This window comes from Pseudonocardia sp. ICBG1034, assembly GCF_020131375.1.
Classification (GTDB): Bacteria; Actinomycetota; Actinomycetes; order Mycobacteriales; family Pseudonocardiaceae; genus Pseudonocardia; species Pseudonocardia alni.
Map to the genome: position 1 here is coordinate 478,210 of NZ_JAHLEK010000023.1, position 14,895 is coordinate 493,104.

A 14,895-nucleotide genomic window follows, 5' to 3' on the forward strand; every position below is an offset into this window, starting at 1 on the left:
GGCTACGCTCGGGCCGTGGAAGCCGGCGCCGGGGTCGAGGCCGCCGCCCGGCGGGTGCGGCACGCCCGGCACGTCGGTGACGTGGGCGCCCACGTCCGCCCGGTCGTCGCGGAGTCCTGGCAGCGGTCGGTCGACCTGGGCGTCGACCTCGCCCGGTCCGCGACCTACGTCGGACACGAACCCGGCGCCGCCGCCGTCGCCGAGGCGGACGAGGTGTTCGACCGCTTCCTCGTCGGCGCCGACGACCTGGACTGCTCGGTGCTGCTCGTCGACGGCGACGGTGTGGTCCGCGTCCGCCGCGACGCCTGCCCGGACCTCGCCGCGCTGCTCGACGCCGTCCTGGTCGCACCGGGCTTCCGGATCGCCGAGCAGGACGTGGCGACGACGGCGTCCGCGCTCGTGCGGGCCACCGGTCGCGCCGCCCGGGTGGACGGTCCCGAGCACCTCCACCCCGACCTCGCCCACCTGGCCGAGGCCGCCGCACCGGTGCCGTCCGACACCGACGCGGCCCCGCAGACGGTGGTGGTCGTGACGCACCTGTCGACGCCGGGCGGTACGTCGGCGCTGCGTGCGGCCGTCGCCGCGGAGCTGGCCCGCCAGGTCGGCGAGCGTGTCCGGGACCGCGGGCACCGGGCCGGGCGGATGCTGCACGCCCGCTTCGACGACGTCTGCGCACGCTCCGGGGCCGAATGGGTCCTCGCGACCGACGGCCGGGCGACCCTGTGCAGCCCCGGGTTCCGGGCCCTGCCCCGCGAGGACCGCGACCACATGCTCGACCGGGCGCTCGCCGACGCCGCCCTCGCCGAGCCGCCGCCCGCCGGGTCCACGGCCGACCTCCCGTCGGGCCGCCGCGACGACGTCGTCACCTCCGTCGTCCGCGACGGCCGTGCCGTCGTGGGCCACGTCAGCTCCGGGCGGCGCAGCGTTCCCGTACCGGCCGGGGCCCTGGTGACGGACGCGATGCGCCGCCAGGGGTCGCACGTCGCGCCGACCGCCCGCCGGGACTTCGCGGCCGACTTCCGGGACGCCCATGCCGACGGCGCCGCCGCCGAGGTGCGGCGTCGCGCGAACCGCGAGCTGCTCAGCCCCTACCTGCGCGCCCGCCGCGACGTCGCGGCCGCGGTCGCCGCCCGGACCAGGCACCTGCTCCTCGTCGGCGAGCCGGGGGTCGGGAAGCAGACCCTGGCGGTCGAGCAGTTCCGCCGCAGGCACCCGGCCGGGACGGTGCAGGTGCTCGACTGCGCGCGGATCGCGGAGTCCGGCGGCCCCCTCCTGCCGACGGTCCGCGGCACCGACGGGGACCGGCCGCGGCTGCTCGTCCTGCGCCGGCTTTCGCTGCTCGGGTCGGTCGCCGCGCGGCGCCTCGACGAGTCGTTGCGGGTGCTGGTGGCCACATCCGCCGCACCGACGGTCGTCGGGTGCATCGACACCCCCTCGGTCGACGCCACCCGGCCCTACGGGCTGCTGCTGCGCCACTTCCACGACACGGTCCGGGTGCCCGCGCTCCGGTACCGGGCCGACGAGCTCGGCGAACTCGCGCGGTCGGTGCTCCACTCGCTGTCCGGCGGCCGGTCGCTGAGCCTGAGCATGCAGGTGGTGCGGGTCCTGGAGGGCTACGCCTGGCCGGGGAACCTGCGAGAGCTGGAGGACGTGCTGCGCTACGTCATCGCCCGCAAGCCGGTCGGCGTGGTGCAGGCACCGGACCTGCCGTCGTCGTGCTTCACCGGCGGCGCACCGCGGATGTCGATGCTCGAGGCGGCCCAGTGCGACGTGATCATCCAGGCCCTCTACGAGGCGCGCGGCAACCGCTACCAGGCCGCCGAGCTGCTGGGGATCGCCCGGTCCTCGCTCTACCGCAAGATCGACGCGTTCGGGATCAGCTACATCGGCTGAGGTGTCCCGGGACCGGGACACACCGCCGTCGCCGGGGGTCGTGCCGCCCGCGGAGTCGTCCCAGAACGGGACAGTCACATGCGCACTCCCGCATTAGCGTCGGGCCCGCCGACGCTCTCGGCACCCCCTGCGACCAACGGAGTGAGCAGATGAAGGCACTCGTCTACCACGGACCGGACGCCAAGGCCTGGGAGGAGGTCCCGGACCCGACGATCCAGGACCCCACCGACGTGATCGTCAAGGTCGACACCACCACGATCTGCGGCACCGACCTGCACATCCTGCAGGGCGACGTCCCGGCCGTCACCGACGGCCGCATCCTCGGCCACGAGGCCGTCGGCACGATCACCGCCGTCGGCGACGCCGTGTCCGGCTTCGCCGTCGGCGACCGCGTCCTCGTCCCCGCGATCACCAAGTGCGGCCGCTGCGACTACTGCCAGCGCGGCATGCCGTCGCACTGCCAGACCGTCGGCGGGATCGGCTGGATCTTCGGCCACCTCATCGACGGCACCCAGGCCGAGTACGTCCGGGTCCCCTACGCCGACACCTCGCTCTACGCCGTGCCGGAGTCGGTCACCGACGAGCAGGCGATCTTCCTCGCCGACTCGCTGCCGACCGGCTACGAGGTCGGTGTGCTCGCCGGGAACGTACGGCCGGGCGACACCGTCGCCGTCGTCGGCGCGGGCGCGGTCGGCCTCTCGGCGATCCTCACCACCGGCCTGTGGGGCGCGTCGAAGGTCATCGCGATCGACTCCAACAAGTTCCGGCTGGAGAAGGCCGTCGAGTTCGGCGCGACCGACAGCGTCGAGGTCGGGCCGGGCACCGTCGCCGACGTGACCGCGCTGACCGACGGGCTCGGCGTGGACGTGGCGATCGAGGCCGTCGGCTACCCGGAGACGCTGCTGACGGCGGCGTCGCTGGTGCGCCCGGGCGGCACGATCGCCAACGTGGGCGTCCACGGCACCCCGGTGGAGCTGCCCATGCAGGACATGTGGATCTCCAACGTCACGCTGACGATGGGCCTGGTCGACACCGTGTCCATCCCGACGCTGCTCAAGATGGTCGCGGGCGGGCGGATCCCGGCGGAGAAGATGGGCACCCACTCGTTCACCTTCGACCAGATGGACGAGGCGTACGACGTGTTCAAGAACGCCGCGGCGAACCAGGCGCTCAAGGTGGTCATCACGCCGGGCTGACGCCGATTCACCGGGGCCCCGCCCGCGTCGGGGCCCCGCACCCGGCAGCCGTCCACCGGCCGGCGGTCGCCCGGACATGTGAGGACCGCTTGCGCTCCCGGCGCGACGGACTTGACCCTGACACCGTGACAGGTACTGGGGTGGCGGTCATGACACCACCGGAGATCACCGCGTCCCTGTCCGCCGCCGACCCGTCGGTCCGGCTGCGGGCCGCGCTCGCCGCCGGGTCGGCCGCCGACCCGGACCTGCTCGACGCCCTGGTCGAGCGCTGCGGGGCGGAGCCGGACTTCTTCGTCCGCGACATGCTGTCCTGGGCGCTGACCCGGCTTCCCACCGCGACCGTGCTGCCCCGGCTGGACGTCGAGCTGGGCTCGCCGCGGCCGCGGGCCAGGGCCCAGGCGCTGCACACCCTGTCCAAGATCGCCGATCCGGCGACCGCGGACCGGGTCTCCCCCGCCCTGCTGCGCGACCCCGACGACGAGGTCGCCCGCACCGCGTGGCGCACCGCCGTCGTGCTCGTCGCCGCGGGCGGCCGTGCCGCGCTCGCCGCGGAGCTGGGTCGTCAGCTGGGCCGCGGCGACCGGGCGGTCCGGCTGAGTCTGTCCCGGGCGCTGGCCGACCTGGGTGAAGCGGCCGACGGCGTCCTCGACCGGGCCGCGACCGACCCCGACCCGGTGGTCGCGGCGCACGCACGGGCCACCCTGCTCCTGCGCGCCGATCCCGACGCCGGGTTCGACGACGCCGTGGAACAGGCCCGCCGCGTGGTCGCGCTCGGCCCGGGACACGAGGTGGCGTCGTGCTGATCGGCGCCGTACCGGGCGGGCCGCCGTGCTGATCGGGGAGGTCGCCCGACGCAGCGGGGTGAGCGTGCGGATGCTGCGCCACTACGACGCGGTCGGACTGCTGCGACCGACCGGGCGCACCGTCGGCGGCTACCGGGAGTACTCCCCCGGCGACGTCCGCAGGCTCTTCCACGTGGAGGGCCTGCGGACGCTCGGACTGTCGCTCGCCCAGGTCGGCGAGGCCCTGCACGACCCGGGTTTCGCCCCGTCGGCGCTGGTCGCGGACCTGGTCCGGGCCACCGAGGAGCGCCTGGAACGGGACCGGGAGCTGCTCGCCCGACTGCGCACCGTGGACGCCGCCGGGCCGGAGACGTGGGCGGAGGTCGTCGACGTCGTCGGGCTGCTGCGGGCGTTCGGCTCCCCGACGGCGGGGCACCGCCAGCAGGCAGCGCTGGCCGCGGGGGACTGGCCCGCGCCGCCCGCGGAGATGCTGGCCCGCACGCTGCTCGCCGAGACCGATCCGCACGCCGCGGGCGCGCTGCGCTGGGCCCTGCGCCGGACGGTGGCCCGCGCGGGCGACCCGGACGGGGCGGCCGTGGCCGCGCTCGCGGCGGGTCTGCGCTCGGGCGAGCCCGGGGTCCGGCGACGGGCGGCCGACGCGCTGACCGACGCCGCACCGGCCGCGGCCGCGGCCGCGGCGCTCGCCGACGCCCTGGCCGACCCGGACCCGGGGGTGCGGCGCCGCGCCGCGACGGTCGTCGGACGGGGCGGCGGCGCCGGGGCCGTCCCGGAGCTGGTGGCGATGGTGCGCGCGGGCGTCGACGACGTCGAGGCCGCGGAGATCCTCGCGGCGCTGTCGCACGACGATCCGGTGACCTCCGGGATCGTCCTCGACGCCCTGACCCGCGACCTGGCCGGCACCGACCCCGCGACCCGGATCCGGGTCGCACAGGCCCTGGTCGAGCTGCCCGGTTCCGGCCCGGAGCGGGTACTGCGCCGGCTCGCCGACGATGCCGACCGGACCGTCGCGCTCGTCGCGGGGGCGTTCGTCCGGCGCCGCACCTGAGCGCCCCGGACCCGCCCGTGGCTACCTGCGGCCGTGGCCGGCGCAGCGGGCCCGACCGGTCAGGCCACCGCGGTCCCCTCCAGCTCGACCAGCTGGCCGGGGACCGCGAGCCGGGTCACCCCGAGCAGCGTGGTGGCCGGGGCGACATCCGACGCGCCCAGCCGGCCGGCGAGCACGCCGTGGTGACCGAGCAACTGGTCGACGTCGGTGGTGTACACGGTCAGCCGCACCAGGTCGGTCAGGCCCATGCCCGCGGCGGCGAGCACGCCCTCCAGGTTGTCCAGGCTCGTCGCCAGTTGTGCCGCCAGGTCGCCCTCGTGCAGCGGGACACCGTCCGCGCTCATCGCGGTCTGCCCCGAGCAGTACAGCGTCCGGCCGCCGGACACGAGCACCGCCTGGTCGAAGCCCATCGCCGCCGACCAGGTCACCGGGTTGATCGAGGTCCGTTCCACTGTGATCTCCGTTCGTCGTGGTCCGTGCAGCTCCAGCCTCGCCGGAGATCACGACATCTCCTGTCGGGTACGTCGGCTACGTTTCCGGCGTGCGCGCCGACCGGTTGGTCTCGCTGGTCCTGCTGCTGCGTCAGCGCGGCCGGATGCCGGCGTCCGCGCTGGCCCGCGAGCTGGAGGTGTCGACGCGCACCGTGCTGCGCGACATCGACGCGCTGTCCTCCGCCGGCGTCCCGGTGTACGCCCGGCGCGGGCCGCAGGGCGGCTTCGCGCTGCTGCCGGGCTTCCGCACCGAGCTCACCGGGCTGACCCACGACGAGTCCGTCGCGCTGCTCGTCGCCGGATCGCGGCGCGGGGTGCAGGCGTTCGGCCTCGGGTCGGCGCTCGCCTCGGCGGTGCTCAAGGTGGTCGACGCGCTGCCCGACGGGCACCCGGCCGTCGCCGTCGCGGAACGGCTGCTCGTCGACCCCGACACCGATCTCCTCGCCCGGCGTCTGCACCCCGACGAGGTGCCCGACGACGTCGCCGGACCGGTCCGGCGAGCCGTCCTGGACGGGCGCCGGCTCCGGATCCGCTACCGGGCCGCCGACGAGGAGCCGCGCTGGCGCACGGTCGACCCGGTCGGGCTCGTCACGGTCCGCGAGCAGGGCTATCTGCTGGCCACCCGGGCCGGGGAGGACCGCACCTACCGGCTCTCCCGGATCACCGCGGCCGAGGTGCTGCCCGAGCCCGCCGACCGGACCGAGCAGGTGGACCTGACCCGGGCCTGGCAGGAGCGCAGCGCCCGGTTCCGGGCCGGACCCGACCAGGTGCGGGTGACGGTCCGGGTCTCCCCCACGCACCGCGACGTGCTGGCCCGCACGGCCGTCGCCGTGCACTCCGAGACCGTCGACGACGGCGGTACCTCCCGGCTCGACGTCGCGTTCCAGGACCGCAGGCACGCCGAGTGGGCGCTGTGGGACCTGGGCCCGCATGCCGACGCGCTCGCCCCGCCGTGGCTACGGACCGCCCTGCACGACCGGGCCCGCGCGCTCGCGGACCGGTACGCGGAGCCGTGAGCCCCGGGGCTCGACCCCGGCGTACCGCCGTCGTGCTCGTCCCGCCGGGCAGCGGGCCGCGCCGGCCGGGCTGCTCGGCCGCTCGGACAGGCCCGCCCCCGGGGCCCGTCCGTAGACTCACGCCGTGGCCAGGAGCCTTCGCGACACCCTGAGCGCTCCGGCGCGACCCGTCCTGCGGTACTGGAACGACCTGCCCATGCGTGTGCAGGGGCGCATCACGATCGGGCTGCCGCTCGTCGCGGTGCTGATCTCGGCCGGGCTGGCCCTGACCGGGAACCTGCAGCGCGTCGACATCGAGACCGACATCCAGCGCAAGTTCGAGATGACCGGATCGCTCGGCGAACTCACCACGCTCATGGTCGACGCCGAGACCGGGGTGCGGGGCTACCAGCTCACCGGGCGCACGGAGTACCTGGAGCCCTTCACCGACGCGTCGGCGGAGCTCCCGGCGGTGCTGGGACGGCTGGAGACGCTGGCCGCGGCGGAGCCCGGGGAGAAGCCGCGCACGGACAAGCTGGCCCGGATCACCGAGCTGCGGGACCTGACGTCGAAGCAGATGACCGACCTGGCCCGGCAGCGCGACGTCGTCGCCGCGGGCGGGGACACCGACGGCGAGATCCGGCAGGACCTCGCCTACGGCAAGAACCTCATGGACGGCATCCGCAGCCGCGTCGACCAGATGCGGACCGGTGAGCGGGAGCTGCTCGACGACCGGATCGACGAGATCAACCAGATCCGCCTCCGCGACTACCTGTCGGTCGGCATCGCGCTCGCGGTCGCCGTGCTGACCCGGTTCCTGGCCTGGTTCCTGCACCGCAACGGCATCCTGCGCCGGGTGGACCGGCTCGCCGACACCGTGCGCGTCATCCGCGAGGGCGGCCCGGTGCCCGAGCCGCCGCCGGTGAAGCGGGACCGGATGGGCGAGCTCGAACGGGAGGTCCACCTGCTCGAACCGGCTGCTCCGGCGCGGCGCGACGACGCCGTTGACGAACGCGTGTGACGCGGGACACGATCGGGCGGCCACCCGCTGTCCGAGGAGCCCGCATGAGCACCGACGCCTCCGTACCCACCCGCGCACCCGGCAGGCTCGGGGACCCGGCGACCACGATCGGCGACGACCCGCGGGCCGATCCGCGGATGGTCGCGGTGCTGGAGGGCTTCGGCCTGACCGGGCACGCCGACGACGCCCCGCTGGACCGCACCGCGGGCCGCCCGGCGCTGCTCGGGTTCGTCGACGCCGTCGAGGAGGGCTTCGAGGGGCTCTTCGCGGCGCTGGCCGCGGGCTGGGCCCCGATGTCCGGCATCGACCGCACGACACGGACCGTGCCCGCCGCCGACGGGCACGAGATCGCCCTGCACGTCCACCGCCCCACCGTCGTCGACGGGCCGCTGCCGGTGATCTACCAGGTCCACGGCGGCGGGATGGTCATGCTGGCCACCGAGGGGCCGCTCTACGTGCGCTGGCGCGACGAGCTGGCCGCCGAAGGCGCCGTCGTCGTGGGGGTCGAGTACCGCAACGGCGGTGGGCGGCTCGGGCCGCACCCGTTCCCGGCGGGCCTGGACGACTGCGTCACCGGCCTGCACTGGGTGCACGAACACCTCGCCGAGCTGGGCGGCACGCACGTCGTCGTCACCGGCGACTCCGGCGGGGCGAACCTCGCGCTCGGGCTGGCGATCCGGGCCGGTCGGGACGGCTGGTCCGGGCGGATCGCCGGGGTCTACGCCCAGTGCCCCTATGTGCTGGGGTCCTGGGACCGGCCGCCCGCGGACCTGGCGTCGCTGTGGGAGAACGACCGCTACTGGCTCAACCGGGAGCTGTTCCCACTGCTCGCCGAGGTCTACGACCCCGGCTCCGTGCACGCCGACGACCCGACCTGCTGGGCCGCGGCCGCACGCCCCGAGGACCTGCAGGGGCTCCCGCCGCACGTGATCGCGTGCGCGGAGCTGGACCCGCTGCGCGACGAGGGGCTCGCCCACCACCGTCGGCTGCTCGCCGCCGGCGTGCCGTCGGTCGGGCTCGTGTACCCGGGGCTCTGCCACGTCGGGATGATCCTGTTCCGCGACGCGATGCCCGACGTCTACGCGCACGCCGTGCGCGACGTCGTCGGCTTCGCCCGGTCGGTGCGCGGCTGAGCCCGCCGGGTCAGGACACGGCGGGCGGGTCCGGCTCGTCGCCGGTGTCCGGGCGCACCCGGCGGCGGCACCCCAGCACGACCAGGTGTGCGTCGAGCACCCGGGCGAGCAGGACCCGGTCGGCCCGGGCACCCGCGGCCGGGTCGGTCAGCATGTCGGCGACGTCGTGCTCGCTGCCGGTGCCGCCGAGACCCGCGTAGCGGACCCAGACGTCGTAGGCGGACAGCCCGGACAGCGCCGCCCCGGCCGGGAGCGACACCGTCACGGGTTCCTCGGGCACGACCATCCGCGCCGTCTACCCGGCTCCGGACGGTTCAGACCCCCGGTCACCCTTTCCGTACGTTTTGTCCGTCTTGTCGGACTATCCTGGCCCGGTGCGCATCCTGGTGGTCGAGGACGACGACCGCGTGGCCCGCGGCCTCGTGCGCGCCCTGCTGCGCGCGGGCCACCGCGTCGTGCGCGCCGCCGACGTCGCCGAGGCGTACGAGGCCATCGCCGAGCAGGTCCCTGACCTGGCCCTGGTCGACATGGGGCTGCCCGACGGACACGGCTCCGCCGTCGTGCGACGGCTGCGCGACCACCCGGCGACCGGGGTCCTGATCGTCACCGCGCAGGACGGCGAGACCGACCGGGTCGTCGGGCTGCGCGCCGGCGCCGACGACTACGTCGTGAAGCCGTTCAGCCTCGCCGAGCTGCTCGCCCGGATCGAGGCCGTCAGCCGGCGCACCCGCGCCCTGCGCGAGGCACCGGCGCCGGTCGTGCACCGGCGGGGGTCGCTCGAGCTCGACACGACCGCCCGGACCCTGTCCGACACCGACGACGGCTGGTCGGTCGCCCTCACCGCGACCGAGTCGGCCGTCCTGGCCCTGCTGCTCGCCCACGACGGCCCGGTCGAGCGCGGCGTCATCCTCGACCGGGTGTGGTCGGCCCCGTCCGAGGCGCGCTCACGCACCCTGGACACCCACATGGCGACGCTGCGCGGGAAGGTCGAGGGACGCCTGCGGATCCGCACCCTGCGCGGGGTCGGCTACCAGGCCGGGCCGTGAGGCGACGGCTCGTCGTCGCGGTCGCCCCGCTGCTGGTCCTGCTGCTGCTCGGGGTGCTGGTGCCGACGGCGGCGACGATCGCCGAGCGGCACACCGCCACGCTGGTGTCGGACCGGCTCGCCGACGCGTCGCGGTTCTCGGTGCTGGCACTGACCGCACTGACCGGCGGCACCGCACTGGAGGCCGACCTGGCGCGACTGCGCGCCGAGCTCGACGAGTACGCCGACCTGTACGACACCGGCGTCTGGTTCCTCGACCGCGAACGGCACGTCCTGCACGCGACCGGGCCCGGGCACGCGGGCAGCCCGCCGGACACGGCGCTGCCCCGGCTCACCGGTGCGATGGCCGGGCGGCTGCCGCCGCTGGACCGCACCGTGTGGCCGTGGGACACCGCCGACGAGATCGTCGTGACGCCGGTCGGGCGGGACTCGCAGGTCGTCGCGGCCCTGGTGTTCGCGGTCCCGACCGACACCGTCCGCGGGGAGATCCTGCGCGACTGGGGCCTGCTCGGCGGGCTGTTCGCCCTGGTCGCGGCGCTGGTGATCGGGGCGGTCGGCCCGATGACGCGGTGGATCCTGCGGCCGGTCACCGACCTGGAGCGCAGCGCCGCCGCCGTCCGCGCCGGTGACCTCGGGGCCCGGGCCGCCCCGGCAGGCGGCCCGCCGGAGCTGCGTCATCTCGCCGCCGGGTTCAACGACATGGTCGAGGCGGTGCACCGCACCATCGAGCGCCAGCAGCGCTTCGTCGCCGACGCCGCGCACCAGCTGCGCAACCCGATCGCCTCGGCCCGGCTGTCGGTGGAGAACCTCGCCCCGCACCTGTCCGAGCGCGACCCGGACGCCCGCGCGACCTACGACGACGCCGTCGACGACCTGGACCGGATGAGCTCGGTCGTCGACGGGATGCTGGCCGCGACGGCGCTGCGGGACCGCCCGGCGGGCACCGCGACCGTCGCCGGGGCGCTCGGGCGGCGCGCGGAAATCTGGCGGGGTGTGGCAGGCGACGCCGGCCTGGCCTTCACCGCGGAGCTGGCCGACACCGCCACCACGGTGCGCGAGCCCACCGGCGGGCTCGCCGCCGCCGTCGACGAGCTGGTCGCGAACGCCTGCCGACTCTCCGCCGGGCGCACCCTCACGGTGCGCGGGGCCGCGGCCCCGGACGGCGGCTACCGCCTCACCGTCGCCGACGACGGCCGCGGACTCGACCCCGCCGGGCGGCGGCGGGCCACCGAGCGGTTCTGGCGCTCGCCGCGGGACCAGAACGTGCCGGGGACCGGGCTGGGGCTGGCGATCGTCGCGCAGGTGCTCGACGACGCCGGCGGCGCGCTGTCGCTCGAGGCCACCCCGGGTGGCGGCCTCACCGCGGTCGTCACCGTGTCGCCGGGGTAACGCACGGAGGTCAGGGCTTGTGGTCGCGGAACCAGCGGCGCGCAGCCGGGTGCAGCGGGACCGGCGTCGTCGCCGCGCCGGTGCGCGGGTTGATCTGGCCCGCCTCCAGCCGGACGCGGGACAGCTCGCCGGAGTGGACGAACAGCTGGTCGGTGAGCCAGTGCGCGAGGGCGTCGTCCATCGACGGCGACACCGCGAGCAGCGTCGGGACGGCCGGGGCGGGCGCGGCCTCCAGCGGCGGGTACATCGTCGCGGGCACCACGACCGGCACGTACTCCAGCGGGTGCCGCGCGACCAGCGCCTCCACCTGCACGGTCAGGTCCAGCAGCCGGACCCCGCCGGACGCGGCGAGCTCGGTGACCGCGGGCGTCGGCATGCCGGTGAGGCTCAGGACGCCGTCGACCTCCCCCGCCCGGAACGCCCGCACCGAGTCGGCCTGGGTGTGGCTGCGCAGCGTCGCCCGGACCCCGGCGACCTCCAGCAGCCGCTCGGTGACGAACCGGGTCCCGGAGCGGGGCGCACCGCCGGCGAGGGTCAGGCCGTCGAGGTCGCGGGCGTCGCGGGCCGGGCTCACGGCGGGCACGAGCGCGTGGAGCACCGAGTCGAACACCCGGGCCAGTGCGACGACCGGCTCCGGGTGGGCGAGGGCGACGTCGACGTTGACGAACCCCAGCTCGGCCCGCCCGGAGGTCAGCAGCGCGACGTTCTCCGGGGCCGAGTCGGTGTGCACGACCTCGACGACCTCACGGCCCCACTCGCGGTCCAGCAGCCGGGCCAGCGCGGCGCCGATCTCACGGTAGACCGCGCCCTCCGGGCCCGTGGCCAGCCGGAACGGCGACGGCGGCCGGGGCGGCGGCGCCGCGCAGCCGGTCAGCGCACCACCGGTGAGCAGGGTCCCGGCGAGCAGTCCGCCGCCCCGCAGCACGTCGCGGCGCGACCATCCGGCCATGTCCGCATCCTACGTTTTCGTCCGGTATGCCGGTAATCCCAAGAACAGCCCAAGAATCCGGTCGTCCGGCCCCGCACGACGTCCCGCCCGACCACCGTCGGGCAGGCATCGTCACGCGAGGGAGCGAGCATGAGCAGTCCAACGGCGGACGCCGTCCCGGCCGCACCACGGCCCCGGACCAGGACCCCGATCTACAAGCACCTCTACGTCTGGGTGCTCGCCGGCATCGCCGCGGGGATCCTCGTCGGCCTGCTGCTGCCCGAGGTGGGCGCGCAGATGCAGTGGCTCGCCACGCTGTTCATCAGCCTGGTGAAGGTGGTGATCGCGCCGGTCATCTTCGCGACCGTCGTGGTCGGGATCGCCGGTCTCGGCAACCTGGCCAAGGTCGGCGGACTCGCCGGGCGCACGGTGGTCTACTTCAACGTCACCACCCTGATCGCGCTGGCCCTGGGCCTGCTGACGATCAACGTCATCGCCCCGGGCGTCGGGCTCGGCTACGACCGGGAGAGCTTCGACGGCTCGGCCGCGGACTCCACCATCGAGTCGGCCGGGGCCGCCGCGGGCGGGGGCCTCACCGACTTCCTGCTGGCACTGGTGCCGGACTCGTTCGCCTCGGCCTTCACCGACGGCCAGCTCCTGCAGGTGCTGCTGCTGGCGATCCTGGTCGGCGTCGCCATCACCATGCTCGGCGAGCGGGGCAAGAGCATCACCCGGGCCCTGGACTCGTTCGCCCAGGTCATGTTCGGCGTGATCAAGCTGGTCATGTGGGTCGCCCCGCTCGGCGCGTTCGGCGGGATCGCGTTCACCATCGGCCAGCACGGCAGCTCGATCCTGGGCAGCCTGGCCGGGTTCATGCTGACCTTCTGGGCGACCTGTCTGATCTTCGTCTTCGTGGTGCTCGGCCCGATCTGCCGGCTCGCCGGGTTCTCGCTGTTCAAGTACCTGCGCTACATCAAGGACGAGCTGCTGATCGTGCTCGGCACGTCGTCGTCGGAGACGGTGCTGCCGCGGATGATGCGCAAGCTGGAGGCGGCCGGCACACCGAAGCACGTCGTCGGGCTGACCATCCCCACCGGCTACTCCTTCAACCTCGACGGCACCGCGATCTACATGACGATGGGCGCGATGTTCATCGCCCAGGCGTTCGGCGTGGACGTCCCGCTGGGCACCCAGATCGGGATCCTGCTGTTCATGCTGATCTCGTCCAACGGCGCGGCCGGCGTGTCCGGCGCCGGGCTGGTGACGCTCGCCGCGTCGCTGGCGGCGTTCGACCACATCATCCCGCTGGTCGGACTGGCCCTGATCGTGGGCATCGACCGGTTCATGTCCGAGGGCCGCGCGCTGACCAACCTCACCGGCAACGGCATCGGCACCCTGGTCATCGCACGCTGGACCGGGGAGCTGGACCGCGACCGGCTGCGGGCCGTGCTCGACGACCCCGGGCAGGTCGACGTCGACCAGCTGATGAGGGCCGAGAACGACGCCGCGGAGCCCGGCGCCGACGACGACGCCCGGGCCGTCGAGCGCACGGCCGCCGTGGCGACCGTCGGCACCGGGGGCGGCGAGGTCGCCACCGGCACCGAGCTGCGGGAACGGACCGATCCCGGGCGCTGACCCGGCACCACCACCGGCCCGGGCCGGCCCCGCACCGCGGGGTCAGCTCGGGTCGATCCGCAGGATCCGGTCGTCGTCGCCGTTCGAGGTCGTGACCAGCAGCGGACCGCCGGGCACGGCGTACACCCCGCGCAGCCGGCCGGAGTCCCCGTCGAGCGCCGCCGGGATCTCGACGTCGGAGACCGCGCCGTCGGTGCCCTCCGGGCCGACCCGCATCAGCAGCAGCTTCTGCCCGCGCAGCGCGGCGACGGCGAGCATCCCGTTCCGCTGCCCCCACGCGTCGCCGTCGAGGAACGCGGCGCCGGCCAGCGCCTCGGGCGGGCTGCCGGAGGCCCACACGGCGGGGACGGCGTCGGGGAAGCGGTCCCGGTCGGTCATCGGGACCGACTCGTCGTAGGTGGTCACCGTGCCGCCCTGCGAGGGGTCCCAGCCGTAGTTGCCGCCCGGGCGCAGCAGGTTCACCTCGTCGTCGCGGGTGGGGCCGTGCTCGGCGGTGAAGACCCGCCCGGTGCCCGGCTCGACCGCGACGCCCTGCACGTTGCGGTGCCCGGAGGTGTACACGAGCCGCTGGGCCGGGTCGGCGGCGTCGGCGAAGGGATTGCCGGCGGCGGGCCCGCCGGTGGCCGGGTCGACCCGCAGCGTCTTGCCGCCGAGCGAGGTGAGGTCCTGCGGGGTGGCGGGCATCGCCGCGTCGCCGGTCCCGACGACGAGCGCCCCGGTGTCGTCGACGGCGACCCGGCAGCCCGAGTGCCGTCCGCCCGAGGCGATCGGCAGGCCACCGACCAGCGGGTCCGCGACCCGGGTCGCGGTGGCCCCGTCCGCGGACAGCGTCCAGGTGACCAGCCGGACGTCGACCGGGCTCCCGTTCTCGGCACGGGTCTGGCAGGTGGTGAACCGGTTCGACGTCGCGAAGTCGGCGTGCACGGCCAGGCCCATCAGCCCGCCCTCCCCGCGGGCGAACACGTCGCCCAGGTCGGCGGCGACCGGGGTGACCGCGGTGCCCGGGTCGAGCGAGGCGAGCAGCGACAGGCGCCCGTCCCGCTCGGTGACCAGCGCGCGCCCGTCGGGCAGCACGCCGACGCTCCAGACGTGGGAGAACCCGCCCGCGACGACGACCGGCGCCAGCTCCCCGGCCGCCGCCGGGGCGTCGGTGGTGGGCGGCGCGGGCGCCGGCTCGGCGGGCGCGGGTGCGGCGGCGCCGCAGCCGGCGGCGACCATCAGGGCGACGGCCGCGGCCGCCGTCCCGGCGCGACGGAGACGGGCGGGGTGCGGGTCACGGGTCACACCGGTCATCCTGGCCGGAACCGGGCACGACGGCAGC

The 14,895-nt window shown here is 75.6% G+C and carries 14 protein-coding genes; 10 read left to right on the plus strand and 4 right to left on the minus strand.

The annotated features are described in order from the left end of the window. Window positions 1–15: 15 nt before the first annotated feature. The 4 genes from KPF22_RS33365 (at window position 16) to KPF22_RS26590 (ending at window position 4,937) form a co-directional block, all read left to right on the plus strand. Window positions 16–1,893 carry a helix-turn-helix domain-containing protein gene (locus KPF22_RS33365; RefSeq protein ID WP_224403611.1) on the plus strand — a complete coding sequence of 626 codons (1,878 nt, stop codon included), beginning with the start codon at window positions 16–18 and terminating at the stop codon, window positions 1,891–1,893. Between the two features lie 149 nt (window positions 1,894–2,042). Next, window positions 2,043–3,089: an alcohol dehydrogenase catalytic domain-containing protein gene (locus KPF22_RS26580; protein WP_178374616.1), complete on the plus strand. Its 1,047-nt coding sequence runs from the start codon at window positions 2,043–2,045 to the stop codon at window positions 3,087–3,089. A gap of 149 nt (window positions 3,090–3,238) precedes the next feature. Next, window positions 3,239–3,892 carry a HEAT repeat domain-containing protein gene (locus KPF22_RS26585; RefSeq protein WP_224403612.1) on the plus strand — a complete coding sequence of 218 codons (654 nt, stop codon included), beginning with the start codon at window positions 3,239–3,241 and terminating at the stop codon, window positions 3,890–3,892. Between the two features lie 25 nt (window positions 3,893–3,917). Then, entirely contained in the window at window positions 3,918–4,937 is a 1,020-nt protein-coding gene (locus tag KPF22_RS26590) for a MerR family DNA-binding transcriptional regulator (RefSeq protein WP_224403613.1), read from the plus strand. 59 nt (window positions 4,938–4,996) lie between these two features. Here KPF22_RS26590 and KPF22_RS26595 read toward each other — a convergent pair whose 3' ends face one another. Continuing rightward, window positions 4,997–5,389: a RidA family protein gene (locus KPF22_RS26595; protein ID WP_208822224.1), complete on the minus strand. Its 393-nt coding sequence runs from the start codon at window positions 5,387–5,389 to the stop codon at window positions 4,997–4,999. Between the two features lie 89 nt (window positions 5,390–5,478). On the opposite strand from KPF22_RS26595, the gene KPF22_RS26600 reads away from it, so the two are divergent. The 3 genes from KPF22_RS26600 (at window position 5,479) to KPF22_RS26610 (ending at window position 8,577) form a co-directional block, all read left to right on the plus strand. Then, complete coding sequence (locus KPF22_RS26600; protein WP_224403614.1) at window positions 5,479–6,444, plus strand: YafY family protein; 966 nt, start codon at window positions 5,479–5,481, stop codon at window positions 6,442–6,444. A gap of 124 nt (window positions 6,445–6,568) precedes the next feature. After that, entirely contained in the window at window positions 6,569–7,444 is an 876-nt protein-coding gene (locus KPF22_RS26605; RefSeq protein WP_224403615.1) for a CHASE3 domain-containing protein, read from the plus strand. Between the two features lie 44 nt (window positions 7,445–7,488). Beyond that, window positions 7,489–8,577, plus strand: a complete 1,089-nt coding sequence (locus KPF22_RS26610) for an alpha/beta hydrolase fold domain-containing protein (protein ID WP_224403616.1) — start codon at window positions 7,489–7,491, stop codon at window positions 8,575–8,577. A gap of 10 nt (window positions 8,578–8,587) precedes the next feature. Here the strand turns inward: KPF22_RS26610 and KPF22_RS26615 are convergent, their stop codons facing one another. Further along, window positions 8,588–8,857 (minus strand): hypothetical protein, encoded by a 270-nt coding sequence (locus tag KPF22_RS26615; RefSeq protein WP_208822216.1) that lies wholly within the window; start codon window positions 8,855–8,857, stop codon window positions 8,588–8,590. Window positions 8,858–8,951: 94 nt separating this feature from the next. Here KPF22_RS26615 and KPF22_RS26620 point away from each other — a divergent pair, with 94 nt between their 5' ends. Both KPF22_RS26620 and KPF22_RS33370 read left to right on the plus strand, forming a co-directional pair. Beyond that, on the plus strand, window positions 8,952–9,623 hold the full coding sequence (locus KPF22_RS26620) for a response regulator transcription factor (RefSeq protein WP_224403617.1): 672 nt from the start codon (window positions 8,952–8,954) through the stop codon (window positions 9,621–9,623). Next, on the plus strand, window positions 9,620–11,011 hold the full coding sequence (locus KPF22_RS33370; protein WP_224403618.1) for a HAMP domain-containing sensor histidine kinase: 1,392 nt from the start codon (window positions 9,620–9,622) through the stop codon (window positions 11,009–11,011). Before KPF22_RS26620 ends, KPF22_RS33370 begins: the two co-directional genes overlap by 4 nt. Window positions 11,012–11,021: 10 nt before the next feature. Here the strand turns inward: KPF22_RS33370 and KPF22_RS26630 are convergent, their stop codons facing one another. Further along, entirely contained in the window at window positions 11,022–11,960 is a 939-nt protein-coding gene (locus KPF22_RS26630) for a TAXI family TRAP transporter solute-binding subunit (protein ID WP_224403619.1), read from the minus strand. A 129-nt stretch (window positions 11,961–12,089) separates the two neighbouring features. Between KPF22_RS26630 and dctA the strand changes: the two genes are divergently transcribed. Beyond that, window positions 12,090–13,574 carry a C4-dicarboxylate transporter DctA gene (gene dctA, locus KPF22_RS26635; protein ID WP_224403620.1) on the plus strand — a complete coding sequence of 495 codons (1,485 nt, stop codon included), beginning with the start codon at window positions 12,090–12,092 and terminating at the stop codon, window positions 13,572–13,574. Between the two features lie 42 nt (window positions 13,575–13,616). On the opposite strand, the gene KPF22_RS26640 is transcribed toward dctA, so the two are convergent. Beyond that, the gene (locus KPF22_RS26640; protein WP_224403621.1) at window positions 13,617–14,867 is read right to left on the minus strand and encodes a sorbosone dehydrogenase family protein; all 1,251 of its coding nucleotides are present in this window, start codon (window positions 14,865–14,867) and stop codon (window positions 13,617–13,619) included. Between the last annotated feature and the right edge of the window lie 28 nt (window positions 14,868–14,895).

Coding starts and splice junctions, on each gene's coding strand:
- KPF22_RS26580 (WP_178374616.1), top strand. CDS start 2,043: ATGAAGGCACTCGTCTACCACGGACCGGACGCCAAGGCCTGGGAGGAG.
- KPF22_RS26585 (WP_224403612.1), top strand. CDS start 3,239: ATGACACCACCGGAGATCACCGCGTCCCTGTCCGCCGCCGACCCGTCG.
- KPF22_RS26610 (WP_224403616.1), top strand. CDS start 7,489: ATGAGCACCGACGCCTCCGTACCCACCCGCGCACCCGGCAGGCTCGGG.
- KPF22_RS26630 (WP_224403619.1), bottom strand. CDS start 11,960: ATGGCCGGATGGTCGCGCCGCGACGTGCTGCGGGGCGGCGGACTGCTC.
- dctA (WP_224403620.1), top strand. CDS start 12,090: ATGAGCAGTCCAACGGCGGACGCCGTCCCGGCCGCACCACGGCCCCGG.
- KPF22_RS26640 (WP_224403621.1), bottom strand. CDS start 14,867: ATGACCGGTGTGACCCGTGACCCGCACCCCGCCCGTCTCCGTCGCGCC.